12 protein-coding genes and 1 pseudogene are annotated in these 18852 nt (G+C 67.7%); 6 read left to right on the top strand and 7 right to left on the bottom strand.

What is annotated here, in order from left to right; all coding sequences use genetic code 11:
- Positions 1 to 95 precede the first annotated feature (95 nt).
- Positions 96 to 527 (bottom strand): annotated as a pseudogene (locus tag FRZ61_RS07220) (Rrf2 family transcriptional regulator); the annotation flags it as partial.
- A gap of 15 nt (positions 528 to 542) precedes the next feature.
- Positions 543 to 1316 carry a serine O-acetyltransferase gene (gene cysE / locus FRZ61_RS07215; RefSeq protein ID WP_151116120.1) on the bottom strand — a complete coding sequence of 258 codons (774 nt, stop codon included), beginning with the start codon at positions 1314 to 1316 and terminating at the stop codon, positions 543 to 545.
- A 250-nt stretch (positions 1317 to 1566) separates the two neighbouring features.
- Between cysE and FRZ61_RS07210 the strand changes: the two genes are divergently transcribed.
- Positions 1567 to 2244, top strand: a complete 678-nt coding sequence (locus FRZ61_RS07210; protein ID WP_151116118.1) for an alpha/beta hydrolase — start codon at positions 1567 to 1569, stop codon at positions 2242 to 2244.
- 58 nt (positions 2245 to 2302) lie between these two features.
- On the opposite strand, the gene FRZ61_RS07205 is transcribed toward FRZ61_RS07210, so the two are convergent.
- The gene (locus tag FRZ61_RS07205; protein WP_151116116.1) at positions 2303 to 3403 is read right to left on the bottom strand and encodes an anhydro-N-acetylmuramic acid kinase; all 1101 of its coding nucleotides are present in this window, start codon (positions 3401 to 3403) and stop codon (positions 2303 to 2305) included.
- Between the two features lie 165 nt (positions 3404 to 3568).
- Here FRZ61_RS07205 and tyrS point away from each other — a divergent pair, with 165 nt between their 5' ends.
- Complete coding sequence (gene tyrS, locus FRZ61_RS07200) at positions 3569 to 4822, top strand: tyrosine--tRNA ligase (RefSeq protein WP_151116114.1); 1254 nt, start codon at positions 3569 to 3571, stop codon at positions 4820 to 4822.
- Between the two features lie 10 nt (positions 4823 to 4832).
- Here the strand turns inward: tyrS and FRZ61_RS07195 are convergent, their stop codons facing one another.
- Positions 4833 to 8024 (bottom strand): YhdP family protein, encoded by a 3192-nt coding sequence (locus FRZ61_RS07195; RefSeq protein ID WP_191909337.1) that lies wholly within the window; start codon positions 8022 to 8024, stop codon positions 4833 to 4835.
- 120 nt (positions 8025 to 8144) lie between these two features.
- Here FRZ61_RS07195 and FRZ61_RS07190 point away from each other — a divergent pair, with 120 nt between their 5' ends.
- The 4 genes from FRZ61_RS07190 (at position 8145) to FRZ61_RS07175 (ending at position 14091) form a co-directional block, all read left to right on the top strand.
- The gene (locus FRZ61_RS07190; protein WP_151116110.1) at positions 8145 to 11102 is read left to right on the top strand and encodes a bifunctional [glutamine synthetase] adenylyltransferase/[glutamine synthetase]-adenylyl-L-tyrosine phosphorylase; all 2958 of its coding nucleotides are present in this window, start codon (positions 8145 to 8147) and stop codon (positions 11100 to 11102) included.
- Positions 11103 to 11313: 211 nt separating this feature from the next.
- Positions 11314 to 12489 (top strand): ferritin-like domain-containing protein, encoded by a 1176-nt coding sequence (locus FRZ61_RS07185; RefSeq protein ID WP_225309161.1) that lies wholly within the window; start codon positions 11314 to 11316, stop codon positions 12487 to 12489.
- 132 nt (positions 12490 to 12621) lie between these two features.
- A complete protein-coding gene (gene bcp, locus FRZ61_RS07180) occupies positions 12622 to 13107 on the top strand; it encodes a thioredoxin-dependent thiol peroxidase (protein ID WP_151116108.1) in 486 nt (161 codons plus the stop codon).
- Between the two features lie 264 nt (positions 13108 to 13371).
- A complete protein-coding gene (locus tag FRZ61_RS07175; protein ID WP_407657930.1) occupies positions 13372 to 14091 on the top strand; it encodes a ferritin-like domain-containing protein in 720 nt (239 codons plus the stop codon).
- On the opposite strand, the gene FRZ61_RS07170 is transcribed toward FRZ61_RS07175, so the two are convergent.
- From FRZ61_RS07170 to FRZ61_RS07160, 3 genes are all read right to left on the bottom strand, one after another.
- Positions 14088 to 14741 (bottom strand): glutathione S-transferase family protein, encoded by a 654-nt coding sequence (locus FRZ61_RS07170; RefSeq protein ID WP_151116104.1) that lies wholly within the window; start codon positions 14739 to 14741, stop codon positions 14088 to 14090. The genes FRZ61_RS07175 and FRZ61_RS07170 overlap by 4 nt on opposite strands.
- Before the next feature lie 115 nt (positions 14742 to 14856).
- A protein-coding gene (gene prfB / locus FRZ61_RS07165) for a peptide chain release factor 2 (RefSeq protein WP_151116102.1) occupies positions 14857 to 15976 on the bottom strand; the annotation gives its coding sequence in 2 pieces (ribosomal slippage) (positions 14857 to 15906 and positions 15908 to 15976; 1119 coding nt in all).
- A gap of 268 nt (positions 15977 to 16244) precedes the next feature.
- On the bottom strand, positions 16245 to 18719 hold the full coding sequence (locus FRZ61_RS07160; RefSeq protein ID WP_151116100.1) for a penicillin-binding protein 1A: 2475 nt from the start codon (positions 18717 to 18719) through the stop codon (positions 16245 to 16247).
- Between the last annotated feature and the right edge of the window lie 133 nt (positions 18720 to 18852).

Below are 18852 nucleotides of genomic sequence, written 5' to 3'. Positions count from 1 at the left end.
GGCGGCACCGATCCGACCGGCGGCTCGGAGCCGTTGCTGCCTGCCGGGCCGTTTGCCGCCGGACCGTTCGCCGAAGCGGCCGCCTGCTCGTGATGGATCACGTGACTGGTGCCGAGCACCCGGCGATTGCAGACATCCTCCAGCGACACCGAGCTCAGATAGAGATGGATCTGGTTGCCCAGCTCCTCCCACAGATCGTGGGTGAGGCAGCGGCTCTTGTTGGTGCGGCAGCCGGTCGGCGAGCCTGGGGTACAGCGCGTCGCCCGGATCGGCTCGTCCACCGCCAGGATCGCGTCGGAGATGCGGGTCTCGGCCGAGCTGCGGGCGAGCAGATAACCGCCGCCCGGTCCACGGACGCTCTTGACCAGCCCGCCGCGCCGCAGCTTGGCGAAGAGCTGCTCGAGATAGGAGAGCGAGATCTCCTGTCGCTCCGCGATGTCGGCCAACGCGACGGGACGGCCCTGGCTATGACTTGCCAGATCGACCAGCGCCATGACGGCATAACGGCCTTTCGTGCTGAGCTTCACGATCTCTCTCCTTCTCTAGCTTTCCACGCGACGGCGCAGCGGCTGGATCTCGGCGCCGCCTTCGGTCGCGGGACTACGTTCGACACCAGCGAGCGGCAGCGTGGCCACGACGTCGCGCTGCTCCTCCCGCTTCTCCAATTCCTCCACCCGGGTCTTGAGCGCGGTCACCTGCTCCATCAGGGCCTCGATCGCGCGCGCCGCCGGATCGGGGTGATCGTGGGTGGGCGTGCCATAGGCCATGAAGTCGGGGCTGACCTCGCGGGTCACGGGCTTGGCGGGGATTCCCACCACGGCGACGTTGGGCGGCACATCCTTCACCACCACGGCGTTGGCGCCGACACGCGCCCGCTCGCCCACCGTGATCGGACCCAGCACCTGGGCGCCCGAGCCGATGATCGCGCCGTTGCGGATCGTCGGGTGGCGCTTGTGGTTGACCTGCGCCGCCGAATTGATCGAGGGCGAGACGCCGCCCAGCGTCACGCCGTGATACATGGTGACGTCGTCGCCGATTTCCGCGGTCTCGCCCACCACCGTGCCCATGCCATGGTCGATGAAGAGTCGGCGGCCAACGGTCGCACCGGGATGGATCTCGATTCCGGTGAAAAGGCGACCCATTTGTGACAGGAAGCGGCCGAGGAAACGCCATCCCCGGATCCAGACGGCATGTGACATTCGATGGAACATGACGGCATGGAAGCCGGGGTAGGTCAGGGCGACCTCAATCCGGCTACGGGCCGCGGGATCGCGCGCGATGATACTGTCGAGTTCGTCCTTAACTGATTGGAACATCGACATTTTCCCTTTATTCTTGAAAGTCGCGCGCGGCGTCATGGTATGATCACGGCCGGTCAGCCGGTGCAGATCCCTTCGGCGCCGCAGCATTCTGCGTTGATGGATATAGGATGACCAAGTAGCTCGGTCAAGTATAGAAAGTAGGCGGGCTGAAGCGCTTGCCTAGCATAGCCGAGTGGTATCATAGGTTTTAGAGATCGCTCACAGCCGTACCGCCGAGGGCGGTACGAGCGTAGAAAGTTGTCACATGCCTGAAGTGATCATGAACGGTCCGGAGGGGCGCCTCGAAGGGCGCTACCAGCCTGGCAAAGGCAGCGATGCGCCCATCGCCCTCATGCTGCATCCCCATCCGCAGCATGGCGGAACGATGAACAACAAGGTGGTCTATACCCTCTATCAGGTGTTCGCGCAGCGCGGCTTCGCGGTGCTCCGGTTCAATTTCCGCGGCGTGGGCCGTTCGCAGGGCTCCTTCGACCGCGGCGAAGGCGAGCTCAGCGATGCCGCCTCGGCGCTCGACTGGCTGCAGTCGGTCAACCCGAACGCCAAGGCCTGCTGGATCGCGGGCTATTCCTTCGGCGCCTGGATCGGCATGCAGCTCCTGATGCGACGCCCGGAGATCACCGGCTTCATCTCGGTGGCGCCGCCCGCCAACATCTACGATTTCGGTTTCCTCGCCCCCTGCCCCTCCTCGGGCCTGATGATCCATGGCGAGAAGGACGAGCTGGTGCCGCATGAATCGGTGGCGAAGCTGGTGCAGAAGCTCTCGAACCAGCGCGACATCCAGATCGACTACAAGCTGATCAAGGGCGCCACGCACTTCTTCCAGGACCATCTCGACCAGGTGGCCGAGCGCGTCGACGATTATCTCGAGGCGCTCTACCCGACCGCCAAGCCGAAGGCGAAGACCCGCGCCGCGGCACGCTGAGCGCTCACAGCCTCGGGTTCGAAGCGATCAAGGCCCGCGCCGCCCGCGCGGGCCTTTTTCATGGGTGACGATCGAGCTTTCCGCCCGGCATCGGGCGCGGCACGCCGGTGGTGGAGGGCAGGCTCAGGGGCAGCCCCTTGAGCGAGCGCACGGCGAGATAGGCGAAGGCCTGGGCCTCCAGATGATCCCCGTCCCAGCCGACGGATTCCACCGCATCGACCGGCAGCCCCAGCCGCGCGCGCAACGCTTCCATCACGACCGGGTTGTGGCGGCCGCCACCGGTGACGATCCAGCGCTTGACCGGCGACGGGAACAGCGCCTGCCCGCGCGCCACCGCCTCGACGGTGAAGGCCACCAGCGTCGCGGCCCCGTCGGCGGGCGAGAGCGGCGCCAGGGCCGCGCGCGCGTTCGCGTTGAAATGCTCGCGGTCGAGCGACTTCGGCGCGGGCCGGCCGAAATAGGGATTGGTCATGAGCGTGGCCAGCACGCTGCGGTCGACCTTGCCGGCGCTCGCGAGCGCGCCGTTCTTGTCGAAATGCTGGCCCGTGGTCTTGAAGGCCCAATCGTCGAGCAGGCCGTTGCCGGGCCCGGTATCGAAAGCCAGAAGATTGGGCTCGCCTTTGAGATCCTCGCCGACCCAGGTGGCGTTGCCCACGCCGCCCAGATTGAGCACGCCCAGAGGCCGCGGCAGCGGCGCCGCCAGCGCCCAGTGGAACAGCGGCGCCAGGGGCGCCCCCTCGCCGCCCTCGGCGACGTCCCGGCTGCGGAAATCCGAGACGACGTCGATGCCCGTCTCCTGCGCCAGCCGCCCGCCATCGCCGACCTGGAGCGTGTAATGGCGCTCCGGCGCATGCAGGATGGTCTGGCCGTGGAATCCCGCGACGCGAACCCGGTCGGGCGCCAGGCCGATCTTGCGCAGCAGGGCCTGCACCGCCTCGGCATGGCGGTCGGTGAGCTCGGTCGCGATCGCCTGGCCGGCCATGGGATCGCCCAGGGAGCGGCGCAGCCGGAGGCGGAAATCGTCCGGATAGGGATTGGTCAGGGCTCCCAGCGGGCGCACCTGGCGCTGCCCGTCGGTCTCGATCAAGGCGGCGCCGACGCCGTCGCAGGAAGTGCCGCTCATCAAGCCGAGGGCCAGGACGCTGGTGTCTGTGGGCATGGACGGAGAGACTGGACCGGGTCTGGTTAAGGATCGCTTGGGGCCCCGGGAACTTGTCGCCGATTTGTCGGCCCCGGCCGATCTGTGTTACATGGGCGCCCCACTCTGACAAGCCCCGGCGCCGCTCATGGTCGGCCAGGGCTGCTTCTTGCCACGGACCCGATCATGGCCGAGCCCAAATCCGAATTCCTGCGGGACGCGATCGCGCGCGGATACATGCATCAATGCACGGATCTGGACGCGCTGGATGCGCTGGCGGCGAAGGGCCGGATCACCGCCTATATCGGCTTCGACCTGACCGCCTCGAGCCTCCATATCGGCAGCCTGGTCAGCATCATGCTGCTGCGGCTCCTGCAGCGCACCGGCCACAAGCCGATCGTGCTGATGGGCGGCGGCACCACCAAGGTCGGCGACCCCTCCTTCCGAACCGAGGCGCGCCCGATGCTGAGCGAGGCGGAGATCGCCGCCAACAAGGCCAGCATCCAGCGCTGCTTCGACAAGTTCATGCAGTTTGGCGGCGGCCCGACCGATGCCGTCATGGTCGACAATGCCGACTGGCTCGACACGCTCAACTACATGTCGTTCCTGCGCGACTATGGCCGCTTCTTCTCGGTCAACCGCATGCTCGCCTTCGATTCCGTGAAGCTCCGGCTCGAGCGCGAGCAGCCGCTCTCCTTCATCGAGTTCAACTACATGGTGCTCCAGGCCTACGATTTCCTGGAGCTGTCGCGCCGCCATGGCTGCCGCCTGCAGATGGGCGGCTCCGACCAGTGGGGCAACATCGTCAACGGCGTGGAGCTGGGGCGGCGCGCCGACGACCGCGAGCTGTTCGGCCTGACCACGCCGCTCATCACCACGGCCTCCGGCGCCAAGATGGGCAAGACCGCGTCCGGCGCCGTCTGGCTCAACGAGGACCGCCTGCCCGCCTATGACTACTGGCAATATTGGCGCAACACCGACGACGCCGATGTCGGGCGCTTCCTCAAGCTCTTCACCGACCTGCCGTTGGGCGAGATCGCGAAGCTCGAGGCGCTGCAAGGGGCGGAGATCAACCAGGCGAAGATCGTGCTCGCGACCGAGACGACGGCGCTGGCCCATGGCCGTGCCGCGGCCGAGGCCGCGGCCGAGACGGCGCGGCGCACCTTCGAGCAAGGCGGTATCGGCGACGAGCTCCCGGTGATCGACCTGCCGCGCGCCGAGCTCGAGAGCGGCGTCGCCGCCTACGATCTCTTCCGGCGCGCCGGGCTCGCCAGCTCCAACGGCGAGGCGCGGCGCCTGATCAAGGGCAGCGGGGCGAGGCTCAATGACGGCACCATCGCCGACGAGAACCAGCGCATCACGCTGAAGGACCTCACCGGCGACGGCTATATCAAGCTCTCCGCCGGCAAGAAGCGACACGCGCTGGTGCGGCCCGCCTGATCGGCTGTTCCTACCGGTTCTGCTGCCCCAGCGGCAGGGGCATGGCGGTGGGCGGGGTCGGCTGGCCGTTGCTGTCGAAGATGTCGAAGAGCCCGCGCAGGAATCCCGGCGCCAATGCCGCCAGCGGGTTGACCGTGAAGGTCGGCTCGGAGAGCTTGCCCGTCGCCGTGTAGGTCGCGGCGAAGAGGCCCTTGCCCTCGCCGCCCTGGATCAGGTCGCCGATCAGCGGAATGTTACCGAGGATGCTGTTGATCGCATAGGCGGGCACGATGGTGCCCTTCAAGTCGATCGTGTTCTGGTCGACGTCGAAATTGCCGGTCGCGGTGGCGCCCAGCGACGGCCCGTGGGCACGGGCGAGCGGGATGTCGACGCGGCCGCGGGTCTTGGTGAACTCGGTCGTGAAGCGGTCGAACTGGAAGCCCTCGCCCGTCATCGCGTCGATGAAGCCCGTGAGCGAGATAAGGCGCACCAGGCCCGACTGGTTGATCAGGCGGAAATCCTGGATCTCCGCCTTGCCGGTCAGCGGACGGTTCGGCTCGGAATCCGTCGCGTCGCCGAACACGTCGAGCCGGCCGCCCTGCACATCGTCGAAGATGTCGAGCACGCGCAAGGCCGCCCCGGCATCGTTCGACTTGATCGAGAGATGATGCCGCCCGCCTTCGACGGGCAGATAGGTCATGGTGAGCGGCGTGCCGCCCGGCAGGATGCCGTCGATCTCGATCTGGTGCCAATATTCGCCCTCGCTGTCGAGCAGCACATGGACGTTCTCCACCTGCCGGCCGGGCGCCAGCGTCACCACGTCCAGCTTGTCGGCGCGGATCAGGAAGGGGCGGCTCGCCGTGGGCTGCTGCGGCTTGTCCATCTCCTCGGGCTTCAGCGTGATCTTGCTCGTCAGCAGCGGCTCGACATCGAGCACGCCGCCCGCGACCGTGACCTCGGGCCGCCCGCCGACATAGGCCAGCTTGACACCCGTCAGGTTGGTCTTGCCGAGCGACAGGCGGTCGAGCGCCATCTGGCCCACGCCGAAGGAGTCGGTCAGGCTGCCATGGCCGCTCGCGACCAGGTCGAGGGCATTCACCGAAAAGCTCTTGATCACCGGCGGCTGGCCGACCGGCAGGGAGACGGTCGCCTCGGCCTGGCCCGCGGTCCCCGCCGGCTTGGTCCAGGCCATGGATCCGATCGAGAGCGTGGTCGGGCCGAGGTCGAACTTGGCCGCCACCTCGCCCGAATGATCGTCGAAGATCGTGTAGGTGACGTCGAACGCCGCGGGCCCGGTCACGATGGGCGAGAGATCGACGCCCAGCGCCTTGCGCTGATCCTCGTCGACCGTGCCCTGCAAGGCGATCCTGGTGTCGAAATCGGCGGCGACGAAATTCTGCTTCCAGGCGATGGCGCTGGCGACGCCGGCGAAGCGGCCGGTGCCCTCGATCGCCATGGCCTTGCGCGTGAGCGTCAGCTCCAGATTGGCGTCATCGAGATCCTTGCCGAACATCACATGCTTGATGCCGGCGCCGACCAGGCTGCTTTCGGCGGAAAGATCGACCTGCTCGAAGACCAGGTCCTTGTCGGCCGGAAAGGTCACGCTCAGATGGGTGTTGGTCTGGCCCGCCGAGGCCTTGGGATCGATCCCGAGCCGTTTCATGTAGCCCAGCCGCGGATGATCGAGCAGGCTCAGGGCATCCGTCATGGAGGCCTGCACCGTGCCGTCGACCTTGATCGTCTGCACGGGCTTGGCGAAATCCGTGATGTCGATGCGGCCCGACTGGATCTCGATGCCGCCGACATGGCCGGCGGTGAAGCTGGCGGAGAAGCTGTCCGCGTCGAAGCTGCCGGTCGCGGCCGCGTCGGTGATGGGCGGCATCGGCTTGAGATAGTGGATGGTGAAGCCCTTGCCGGTCATGGTGCCGGCGACCTTGTCGAGCGCCAGGGCACCGAGATCGCCGCCCGGCAGCCGCAGCCGCAAGGTCGCGCTCAGATCGTCGATCCGGCCGGCGCCGAGATTGGCGAGGATCCATTTGCGCGGCTTGAAGGCCATGGTCTGCGGCCAATAGCGCGCCAGCTCGTCGACCAGGATGTCCTTGCCCTTGATGTCGGCCGCGAGATGGAGGGCGCCGGTGCGCGGCTCGCCATAGGTGGTGAGCCCCGAGATCTGGCCCTGGAGCGAGAGGCTCGGGCCCGGCTTCACCGCCTCGCCGTCGGTCGGCGTGTCGCCGAGATCGAGCTGCGCGTGATCGATCACCAGCCGGTCGAGCCCGGCGTCGAGCTTGCCCGTGACGGCGAGCTTGCGGATCGGCATCGGATCCTCGAGCTCGTCGGGCAAAGTCAGGCTGCCCGGTCCGCCGCTCATGTCGAAATCGACGCGCTCGAGCTGCCCGTCGAGATTGAGCTGGGTTCCGACCCGGCCATCGAGCGTCAGATCCGCGCCCTGGAGCACCATCAGCTCGGAGCGCAGCAGGCCGAGGCTGGCGGCATCCACGCCCGAGAAGCTGGCCTGGATCGAGAGCTGCTGCGAGCCCGCATCATAGGTCAGGTCGCCGGTGAACTGGGCCGGCCGGCCCAGCTCCCGCACCTGAAGCTGCAGATGGCCGGACAGCCCGCCGGGATGGCGCTCGAAGCTGAAATCGGCCGCGGGCGCGTGCCAGACCAAGCCGGTGCGACGATCGACCAGCACCATCTTGGCGTCGACGATGCTGATGCGCCGCAGATAGCCCGAGGGCTTGCCATAATCCGGGGCCGTCATGAACTCGGCCAGCGCCTCGGGGATCAGCGGCGTCCCGCCGTTCGGCGCCGGCTCCGCGTTGTCCGAGGTATCGTCGCTCGTGAGGGCCAGCGCCCGGCCGAAACGGAAGCGGCCGTTATGGTCGCGCAGCAGCGTGACCTGCGGGTTCAGCACCTCGATCGAGGTCGGGGCGATGATGCCATGCAGCAGCGCCTGGACGCTGAGCGTCAGGGACAGCTCCGGCAAGGCGGCCAGCTCGCGCCCGCCATTGGTGCGGATATGAACGCCGCGGACGCGCAGATCGACCGTCCGCCCCCAGCCCGCCCAGGTAATGAGCGTGTCATCGATCGCGACCTTGATCGAACGCTCAGGCAAGGTCAGCGCCTGTTCGACATAAGGCGTCAGGAAGGAGAGGCGCAAGGGCTCCGGCTGCGACAGGCGCCACGCGCCGATCGCCACGACCAGCACGATGCCGGCGACCACCGCGGCCACTATTTCCAGGAGAATTCGCGCGGAATGACGAACCACGATACGATTTGATGGCGTACGCTTGACCCGGGGGGCTCGATTCCCGCAGTCTGCGGGAAAGCATCGTCCGGCGCCATGCCTCTTTCTGACACCTCCTTCGATCTCGCGGCCTTGCCCCGCGTTCATGACAAGCATCGCGCGGAACAGGGTGTCGAGCGCTGGCTGGAGAGAGCGCGCGGGCTCAGCAGCCCCGAGCTCAAGGGCTTCGCGGTCGAGCTGGCCGCCGATCCGGCAGGCCGCGCTCTCCTAGGCGCGCTGTTCGTCCATAGCCCGTTCCTCAGCGACCTGGCGCTGGCCGAGCCCGGCATCGTTCGTGGCATTCTCGTGAAGGGCCCGGGCCTGATGATCGACATGGTCCTGGCCGACCTCGAGCGCGAGGCCGGCGCCGAGGAGGACACCGGCCGCTGCATGCAGGCCCTGCGTCTGGCCCGGCGGCGGGTCGCCCTGCTGGTCGCGCTGGCGGACATGACCGGCAACTGGCCGCTCGAGATCGTGACCATGACCTTGAGCCGCTTCGCCGACATGGCGATCAACCTCGCGGCGCGCCATCTGCTGCGCCGGGCGGCCCTCCAGGGCGAGCTGGTCCTGCCCGATCCCGCGCTGCCGGAGCGCGGTTCCGGGCTGGTGATCCTGGGCATGGGCAAGCTCGGCGCCAACGAGCTCAACTATTCGAGCGACATCGACCTGATTGTGCTGTTCGACCGCGATCGCATCGATTATCGCGGCCGGCGCTCGGTGCAGGACTGCTTCGTGCGGATCGCCCGCGACCTGGTGCGCATGCTCCAGGAGCGCACCGAGATCGGCTATGTGTTTCGCACCGACCTGAGGCTCAGGCCCGATCCCGGCTCGACCCCGCTGGCGCTCTCCGTCATCGCGGCCGAGACCTACTACGAGGGCATGGGCCAGAACTGGGAACGCGCGGCCATGATCAAGGCCCGCGCGGTCGCGGGCGATCTCGAGGCGGGGCGGCTCTTCCTCAAGGCGCTGAAGCCTTTCATCTGGCGCAAGCATCTCGACTTCGCCGCGATCCAGGACATCCATTCGATCAAGCGCCAGATCCATGCGGTCAAGGGGTTCCGCGACATCGCGGTGGCCGGGCACAACATCAAGCTCGGCCGCGGCGGCATCCGCGAGGTCGAGTTCTTCGCCCAGACCCAGCAGCTCATCTGGGGCGGGCGCAATCCCGAGCTGCGCGCCGCGGCCACCTGCCCCGCGATCCGCGCGCTCACCGCGGCCGGTCGCGTGGCACCCGAGGCCGCGGAAGACCTGATCGGCGCCTATCGCTATCTGCGCATGGTCGAGCATCGCCTGCAGATGGTCGACGACCGCCAGACCCAGACGCTGCCGGGCGAAGGCCCCGAGCTCGAGGCCCTGGCGGCCTTCTGCGGCGAGGCTTCGCTCGACGATTTCAAGGCGCGCCTCCTCGAGCAGCTGGGGCTGGTCGAGGACCACTACGCCGAGCTGTTCGAGGAGGCGCCCTCCCTCTCGGGTCCCGGCAACCTGGTCTTCACCGGCGCCAAGAACGATCCCGACACGGTGCGCACGCTGAGCGAGATGGGCTTCGCCGACGGCGCTTCGATCGCCACCGTCATCCGCGCCTGGCATACCGGCCGCTACCGCGCCACGCGCAGCACCCGCGCCCGCGAGCTCCTGACCGAACTGATGCCGGCGCTGCTGACGGCGCTCGCCCACACGCCGCAGCCCGACGCGGCCTTCACCCGCTTCGATGCCTTCCTCTCGGGCCTGCCCGCCGGCGTGCAGCTCTTCTCGCTGCTCCATGCCCATCCGGAGCTGCTGCAGCTCATCGCCGAGGTCATGGGCGGGGCGCCGCTCCTGGCGGAGCGGCTGGGCGCGCGGCCGGCCCTGCTCGACGCGGTGCTCAGCCGCGATTTCTTCAAGCCGCTGCCGCCCCAGACCGATCTCGCCATCGAGTTCGCCCATGCGCTGGAGCAGGGCAACGACCTCCAGGACCGCCTGGACATCGCCCGGCGCTGGGCGAAGGACCGGCAGTTCCAGGCGGGCCTCCTGATCCTGCATCACCGGCTCGACGACGAAGCGGCCGGCCGGACCCTGAGCGACATCGCCGAGGTGGCGATCGCCGGATTGACGCCGCATGTCGAGGCCGAGTTCGAGCACCAGCATGGCAAGATGCCCGGCCGCGGCCTTGCGACCGTGGCGCTCGGCAAGCTGGGCGGGCGCGAGCTCTCCGTCACCTCCGACCTCGACCTGATCTTCCTCTACGATCTGCCGGCCGATCAGGAAGCCAACCCGCCCCTTTCCGACGGGCCGAAGCCGCTCGCGCCGATCCACTATTTCGCGCGCCTGGCGCAGCGCCATATCGGCGCGCTCAACGCGCCGACCGCCGAAGGCAAGCTGTTCGAGGTCGATATGCGGCTCCGGCCCTCGGGCAATGCCGGCCCGATCGCCTCCAGCCTCGCGAGCTTCCTGCGCTACCAGAGCCTCGACGCCTGGACCTGGGAGCATATGGCGCTCACGCGGGCCCGCGTGATCCTGGGCGAGCCCAGCTTCGTCGCGGAGATCGAGGCGGGCCTGCGCGGGCTGCTGTCGCGGCCGCGCGACCCGGAGAAGCTCAAGGCCGATATCGTCGATATGCGCCGGCGCATCGCCCAGCAGCACCGCACCGACCGCGAATGGGACGTCAAATATCGCCGCGGCGGGCTGATCGATATCGAGTTCCTGGCGCAGTATCTCGAGCTTCGCCACGCCGCCGAGCATCCGGACGTGATCAGCGCCAATACGGCCGCCGCCATCGCGGCCCTGGCGAAGGCGGGGCTTCTGGCGGCGGCCGATGCAGCGGCGCTCGGCGAAGCCCTCACCCTCTGGCGCCGGCTCCAGGGCTTCCTGCGCCTCACCATCGGGCAGGAGTTCGACGAGGCCGCTCTGCCCGAGGGCATCAAACGCGCGCTCGCCGCCGCCGCGCACCTGCCCGATTTCGCCAGCCTCAAATCGCAGATGGCCGAGCGTGCCGAGGCGGCCGCCCTCGTCCATGAAAGGCTGTTGGGCCGCGCGTGATTTGGCGCTGCCCCGCGACAGATCGATCCTTGCTTCCCTGGGGGCTGCGGGCGATCCTGGCCCCCGGGCCTCTCCCCCGTGTTTATTCCTAAAGGCTTGGGGAGGCGGGGCTTCCCGGCATTGAAACGTTAACCGGTCAGCCCCTAGTTTGACCGGCGGGACGGGAGGGCGGAACCCAGTCCGGCAATCCCTCGAGGAGAGTGCGACGCCCGTGAGCAACGAGACCCCCAAGCCACCGCCCTTCCACTATGTGGGCGATATCGGCAGCCTGGACTGGAAGGTCCCGGGCGAGGTCGAGACCGCGCTCGACTGGGCCTATGACAAGGGCCGCGGCGAGCTGCTCGGGCTCTATGAGAAGGGCAAGCGCCAGCAGTGGAACGCCACCGAGCGCATCGACTGGCGCCAGGATCTCCATCCCGAGAACCCGATGATGATCGGCGACCATACGGTGCCGATCTTCGGCTCGCCCATCTGGGACAAGCTCGACGCGAAGAAGAAGGTCGAGCTGCGCTGGCATCTCCAGTCCTGGCAGATCTCGCAGTTCCTGCATGGCGAGCAAGGCGCCCTGATCTGCGCCTCCAAGATCGTGCAGCTCGTTCCCACGCTCGATTCCAAGCTCTATGCGGCGACGCAGGTCTTCGACGAGGCGCGCCATGTCGAGGTCTATGCGCGGCTGCTGCGCGAGAAGTTCGGCATGGCCTATCCCATCACCATGCCGCTCAAATCGCTGCTCGAGAATGTGTTCCACGATTCGCGCTGGGACTTCACCTATCTCGGCATGCAGGTGCTGATCGAAGGGCTGGCGCTCGCCGCCTTCCAGCGCATCCGCAATCAGGCCTATAACAAGCTCTCCGTCGCCATCAACGCCTATGTGATGCAGGACGAGGCGCGCCATGTCGCCTTCGGGCGGCTCGCCCTCAAGGATTTCTATCCGCAGATCACCGAGGCGGAGCGTGCCGAGCGCGAGGAGTTCCTGGTCGATGCCTGCTGGCTGATGCGCGAGCGGCTGGTGCCGAGCGACGTCTGGGACCATGTCGGCCTGCCCAAGAAGCAGTGCGTGGAGATCGCCGACCAGTCGCAGCTCATGCGCGAGTTCCGCGCCGTGCTGTTCCGGCGCGTGGTGCCGACGATCAAGTATATCGGCCTCTGGGGCCCGAAGATCCAGGCGGCCTTCGAGAAGATGGGCGTGCTCGCCTATGCCGACCTCGATGTCGACAAGATGCTGGCCGAGGACGAGTATGTCGCGCGCCACTTCATGCAGCTGCGTTTCTCGCCGGAGGCCTTGAAGAAGCAGGCCGAGGTGCGTCGGGGCCGCGCGCTGAAGGCGCTGACCCAGGGCACGGATTCGCCGCCCGACGCGTCGGCGGGCGAGCCCGCGAGCGAGTGACGGCCGTCGCCCGGCCCGGCCGCCTTCCTTCGAGCCTTTCCCAGCCCCGTTGACTTTGCCGCGCCGCCGGAACACATCACCCGGGCGGACCCGCTTGGCCTCAGGGTCCGATGACAGGGAAAGGAACCGGCAATGGCGCGCAAGGCGGCCGAACTTCAGGAAGGCGACAAGGCTCCCGACTTCACGATGCCGACCGACGGCGGCGGCAAGGTCTCGCTGGCGAAGCTCAAGGGCAAGCCGGTGGTGCTCTATTTCTATCCGAAGGACGACACCTCGGGCTGCACCGCCGAAGCCTGCGCCTTCCGCGACAACCCGCCCCGGTTCGGCAAGACCGCCGCCGAGGTGATCGGCGTCTCGCGCGACAGCGTGGCGAGCCACGACAAGTTCAAGAAGAAGTACGACCTCGACTTCACGCTGGGATCGGACGAGGACGGCAAGGTCACCGAGGCCTATGGCGTTTGGGTCGAGAAGAGCATGTATGGCCGCAAATATATGGGCATCGAGCGCTCCACCTTCCTGATCGACCCCAAGGGGGTGATCCGCAAGATCTGGCGTAAGGTGAAGGTCCCGGGCCATGCGGAGGAGGTGCAGGCGGCGCTGAAGGAGCTGAAGGCGTAGGGCGGAAAAGACAGGGAGATGTCGTCCCCTCCCCCCTCGAGGGGGAGGGTCAGGGAGGGGGCAAGCTCGCTCTTCGACAAGATGACCATAAGCAATCAACACAAGCTGCAAACGCCGGCGCAGCCCCCTCCCTTGCCCTCCCCCGCAAGGGGGGAGGGGATCACTTCTGCTGCTCAGACTCCGCTGTCCCCTTCCCTCGCCGCCCTCGCCGTCGCCACCCTCGCCACGCCGGACCCGGCCGCCAAGGCCGCCGCCGCGCGGGCCATGGCCGCCACCTGGCGCCAGGGCGCGCTGCCCCTCGGCCGGACGATACCGCCCGACCGGCCGGCGCGGCCCGAGCGGCCCGAGCTGCGCCGGCCCGGCGACATGCCCAAGCGCCGCGCCACCGGCAGCCTCGCGCATCGCGTGGCGCTGCTGCATGCGCTGGCGCATATCGAGCTCAACGCGATCGATCTCGCCTGCGATATCCTCGCGCGCTTCCCGGATGCGGTAATGCCGCGTGCCTTCCATGACGACTGGGTCTCCGTCGCCGACGAGGAAGCGAAGCATTACGGCCTGCTCGCGGACCGGCTGGCGGCGCTGGGATCGGCCTATGGCGACCTGCCGGCCCATGACGGGCTGTGGCAGGCGGCCGAGGAGACGGCGGGCGATCTCCTGGCGCGGCTCGCCATCGTGCCGCTGGTGCTGGAGGCGCGCGGCCTCGATGTGACGCCCAAGATGATCGCGGATCTGAAACGCGCCGGCGACGAGGCGAGTGCCGCGGTGCTGACGGTCATCTATGAGGAGGAGATCGGCCATGTCGCCATCGGCCGGCGCTGGTTCCTCTTCGAGTGCGAGCGGCGCGGCCTCGATTCGGCGCAAGCCTGGCACGAGCTGGTACGCCGCCATTTCAAGGGCAGCCTGAAGCCGCCCTTCAACGACGCGGCCCGCATCGCGGCCGGCCTGGTGCCGGCGGAATATGCGGGGCTGGCCGAACGGCCCTAGGCCGCCTGCTTCTCCAGCGGATAGCGCGTGTGCTGCAGGCTCGGACGCTCGGCCATCAGCGTCCACCAGTCGGCGAGTTTCGGCGCCTGGGCCAGGAGCAGCCGCCCCTCGGGCGCCAGGCGGAAATAGGCGATGATCGCGGCGAGATGGAGATCGGCGAGCGTCACGGCTTCGCCTTGCAGGTAAGGTCCGACCATCAGATCCGACAGCGCGCGCAGGAACGTCTGCGCCCAGGGAATGGTCGCCGCGATCTTGGCCTCGTCCGGCGCGCGGCCCTCGGTGGGCGCCACCAGCCTCTCGACCATGATGTCCCAGATCAGGGGCCGGTAGCCGTAGTGATCCACGATGTTGACGATCTGCACCAGGCGGGCGCGGCCTTCGGGATCCTTGGGCTGCAAGGCCGGGCCGGGGAAGGCCTCGTCGACATAGCGGGTGATGGCGGCGGTCTCGTAGAGCTTGAAATCGCCATGGACCAGCGCCGGGATCTTGGCGAAGGGATGCAGCTTCAGGTACTCGGGCGGCGCGCCCTTGAAGATGTCGACCGTCTCGACGCGATAGGCGACGCCCTTCTCGATCAGCGTCAGCTCCGCCATGCGCCCATAGACGCTGTAATCGACGGCATAGAGAACGACCGGCTTCCCTTCGCCCATGGCGACCGCCTCGAGTTCTCGGGGAATGACGCCGGATTATCGCAGGGAACCCGTGGGCCTGGCGAGCGATCCTTCGTAAACGCCCTGGGCCCTCCGGTCATGATTTGGAAAGGTTTTAATTCACGCCGGCCCGCTTGCTGCCGACCCGCGCCGCCAGCGACGCCGCCATGAAGCTGTCGAGATCGCCGTCGAGCACGCCCTGCGTGTCCGATGTCTGCACCTCGGTGCGCAGGTCCTTCACCATCTGATAGGGCTGCAGCACGTAGGAGCGGATCTGGTGGCCCCAGCCGATGTCGGACTTGCCGGCCTCGTCGGCCGCCGCGGCCGCCTCGCGCTTCTGCAGCTCGAGCTCGTAGAGCCGCGCCTTCAGCATCGACATGGCGGTGGCGCGGTTGCGGTGCTGCGAGCGGTCCTCCTGGCACTTGACCACGATGCCGGTCGGGATGTGGGTGATGCGGATGGCGCTCTCGGTCTTGTTCACATGCTGGCCGCCGGCGCCGCCCGATCGCATGGTGTCGACCTGCAGGTCCGAATCCTTGATCTCGACATTGATGTTGTCGTCGACCACCGGATAGACCCAGACCGAGGCGAAGCTGGTATGGCGGCGCGCCGCGCTGTCATAGGGCGAGATGCGCACCAGGCGATGCACCCCGCTCTCGGTCTTGAGCCAGCCATAGGCGTTGCGGCCCTTGACGCGGATCGTCGCCGACTTGAGCCCGGCCTCTTCGCCGGGGCTTTCCTCGAGCCACTCGACCTTGTAGCCATGCTGCTCGGCCCAGCGCGTATACATGCGCGCCAGCATCTGGGTCCAATCCTGGGCCTCGGTGCCGCCGGCACCCGAATTGACTTCGAGATAGCAATCGTTGGCGTCGGCCTCGCCCGAGAGCAGCGCCTCGAGCTCGACCTGGTGGGCGCGCTTCTGCAGCGTCTTGAGGGCCGCCTCGCCCTCGGCAACGCTGGCCGGGTCCTTCTCGCTCTCGCCCAGCTCGATCAGCGTCAGCGCGTCGTCGAGATCGCGCTCGAGCGCGCGGCAATCCTCGACCGACTGGGCCAAGTGATTGCGCTCGCGCATCAGCTTCTGCGCGGCCTGGGAATCGTTCCAGAGATTGGGATCCTCGGATTTGGCGTTGAGATCCTCGAGCCTTTTCAGCGCGTGATCCCAGTCAAAGATGCCTCCTCAGCAATGCCAGCGAGGAACGGATCTCCTCGACGGCCGCTTCCAGCTCAGCGCGCATGCTCTGGTTCCGCCTTCAGTCCAAGGTTCAAAAATGAGGGCCTCTCTTGCACCGAGGCGGCCCGCCCGTCAATAGGTGGGGTTCAGTTGCTTTCCTCGCCCTCACGAAGTGAGGGCGAGGGATGCGCAGGCTTGGTCGGAGCGAAGCGGAGACCTAGCCGGAGCTGGGTGAGGGTGCTCTCGAAGGGCGGGCACCGCGCCCCTCACCCTCCCCTTGCTTTGCAAGGGGCCCCTCCCTCTCCCCACAGGGTGGGGAGAGGATAGAAAAATCAATAGAGCCCGCTGGGGCTCGTGGACTGGCCGCTGCCGGAGTTCGGCACGCCGATCACGCCGGGGGTGCTGGACTGGCCGCCGTCGGGAGCGGAGGCGACGCCGATGCCCTCGATCACGCCTGCCGGCGTGTCGCTGGGCTCGGTGCCGGGCTTGAAGGCTTCGTAGATCACCTTCGTGCTGGCCGAGGTCGCGCGCTGGCCGGTCGTCACATCGACGCGCACCAGCCGGATCCCGGGCGGGATGCGGAAGGGCGTGCCGGGCTTGTCCTTGAGCGCGTCCTGCATGAAGTCGCGGAACACGGGCGCGGCCACCACGCCGCCGGTCTCCTTGGCGCCCAGCGATTTCGGCTGGTCGTAGCCGAAATAGACCGCGACCGTGAGGTCGGGCGAGAATCCGACGAACCAGGCGTCGCGGCTCTCGTTGGTGGTGCCGGTCTTGCCGGCGAGCGGCTTGCCGACCGAGGCGATGACATGGCCGGTGCCGCGCTGCACCACGCCTTCCATCATATGCACCATCTGGTAGGCGGTCTGCGGATCCACGACCTGCTCGCGATCGTCCGGAATCTCGGGCGGCGTCAGCCCCTCCTGCCAGGGACCCTGGCAATTCGGGCAGGGCCGCGTGTCGCTGTTGAAGATCGTCTTGCCGGTGCGGTCCTGGACCCGGTCGATGAAGCGCGGGATCACGCGCTTGCCGCCATTGACGATCATCGAATAGGCGGTCGCCATGCGCAGCGGCGTGGTCTCGCCGGCGCCCAGCGACATGGAAAGCAGCGGCTGCATGTTGTCGACCACGCCGAAGCGGTCGACCAGCGCCTTCACCTTGTCCATGCCGACCGCCTGCGCCAGGCGCACGGTCATCAGGTTGCGCGACTTCTCGAGCCCGACGCGCATCGTGGTGGGACCGAGGAAGGTGTCCTCGTAGTTCTCGGGCTTCCAGAGCGGCAGGCCGGGGCCCTGGTCGATGACGATGGGCGCGTCGAGGATCAGGGTCGAGGGCGTGTAGCCCGCCTCGAGCGCCGACATATAGACGAAGGGCTTGAAGGAGGAGCCGGGCTGACGCAGCGCCTGGGTGGCGCGGTCGAACTCGCTGATCTCGTAGCTCCACCCGCCGACCATGGCGAGCACGCGGCCCGTATGCGGATCCATCGCCACCATGGCGGCGCCGATGGCGGGGATCTGGCGCAGGCCGTAGCTGCCCTCGGGATAGGCCTTGCCGTCCGCATCCTGCGTCACCGGCTCGACCATCACCACGTCGCCCGGCTTGATCGCATCCTCGGGCTTGGCGATGGCGGGACCGACATGATTGTCGTCGAGATCCTTGCGCGCCCATTTGAGCTCGGCCAGCGGGATCTGGCCAGTCTTGCCGTCGCCGAAGCCGATCTTGGCGACAGCGGCGTCTTCCTCGAGCACGACCGCGAGCTGCCAGCTGCGCAAGCCCTTGGGCGGCGGCAGGGCGGCCAGGGTCTTGGCCCAATCCTCGCCCAGCTCGATCGTGGTCACCGGGCCGCGATAGCCATATTTCCGGTCGAACCGCTGCATGCCGTCGCGCAGGGTGGTGTCGGCATAGCCCTGCAGCACCGGATCGAGCGTCGTGCGCACCGAGAGCCCGCCCTCATAGAGGCTCTTGTCGCCGAAACGCTGAATCAGCTCGCGGCGGACCTCCTCGGCGAAATAGTCGGCCGAGACCGTCTCGGCCTCGCCGCGCCGGCGGATGGTCAGGGGCTCGGCGGTGGCGGCGGCCGCTTCCTCGGCCGTGATCCGCCCATCCTCGAGCATGCGGCTTATGACCCAGTTGCGCCGGTCGAGCGCATCCTGCGTCCGGGTGACGGGATTGTATTTGCTGGGCGCCTTGGGCAGCGAGGCCAGGAAGGCGGCCTCGGCGACGGTCAGCTCGTCGAGCGGCTTGTCGAAATAGTTGAGCGCCGCCGCCGCCACGCCGTAAGAGCTGAATCCCAGATAGATCTCGTTCAGATAGAGCTCGAGGATATGGTCCTTGCTGTAGGCCTTCTCGATGCGCAGCGCGAGGATCATCTCCTTGATCTTGCGCTCGATCGAGACCTCGTTGGTCAGAAGGAAGTTCTTCGCCACCTGCTGCGTGATGGTCGAGGCGCCGATCGGGCGGCGATCGGTCCCCATATGGCGCAGGTTCGTGAAGGCGGCATGGATGATGCCGGGCAGGTCGATGCCCGGATGCTCGTAGAAGGTCTTGTCCTCGGCCGAGATGAAGGCGTTCGAGACCACCTTCGGGATGGCGCTGATCGGAACATAGACGCGGTTCTCGGTCGCGAACTCGGCCAGCAGGCGGCCGTCGCCGGCATGGACGCGGGTCACCACCGGCGGGTCATAGACCGCGAGCTCCGAGACCTCGGGCAGCGTGGCCGCATAATGCTGGAACACGAGATAGAGGCCCGCCAAGCCCGCGATACCCAAGCCAAGCAGCAAACCCAGAAGACCGAGAATGACTCGCTTCACGTCCCGTCGAACCGTTCCTGGAAGGCGCCGCGGCCGCACCGGCGCGGGGCACTCCACTCTGCCCTGCCGGTGTCCTGCGGTCGAGACTTCATTTGACGCTCAAGATCCTGGCGGATATGTGGCGCAAGCCGTT

This window comes from Hypericibacter adhaerens, from assembly GCF_008728835.1.
Taxonomy (GTDB): domain Bacteria; phylum Pseudomonadota; class Alphaproteobacteria; order Dongiales; family Dongiaceae; genus Hypericibacter; species Hypericibacter adhaerens.
This window is presented reverse-complemented; position numbering and strand designations above follow the sequence as displayed.

What these genes read in the sequence shown, in the direction of transcription:
- FRZ61_RS07175 (WP_407657930.1), top strand. Translation starts at nt 13,372, where the DNA reads ATGGCCGCCACCTGGCGCCAGGGCGCGCTGCCCCTCGGCCGGACGATA.
- cysE (WP_151116120.1), bottom strand. Translation starts at nt 1,316, where the DNA reads ATGTTCCAATCAGTTAAGGACGAACTCGACAGTATCATCGCGCGCGAT.
- FRZ61_RS07190 (WP_151116110.1), top strand. Translation starts at nt 8,145, where the DNA reads ATGCCTCTTTCTGACACCTCCTTCGATCTCGCGGCCTTGCCCCGCGTT.
- bcp (WP_151116108.1), top strand. Translation starts at nt 12,622, where the DNA reads ATGGCGCGCAAGGCGGCCGAACTTCAGGAAGGCGACAAGGCTCCCGAC.
- FRZ61_RS07210 (WP_151116118.1), top strand. Translation starts at nt 1,567, where the DNA reads ATGCCTGAAGTGATCATGAACGGTCCGGAGGGGCGCCTCGAAGGGCGC.
- FRZ61_RS07170 (WP_151116104.1), bottom strand. Translation starts at nt 14,741, where the DNA reads ATGGGCGAAGGGAAGCCGGTCGTTCTCTATGCCGTCGATTACAGCGTC.
- tyrS (WP_151116114.1), top strand. Translation starts at nt 3,569, where the DNA reads ATGGCCGAGCCCAAATCCGAATTCCTGCGGGACGCGATCGCGCGCGGA.
- FRZ61_RS07205 (WP_151116116.1), bottom strand. Translation starts at nt 3,403, where the DNA reads ATGCCCACAGACACCAGCGTCCTGGCCCTCGGCTTGATGAGCGGCACT.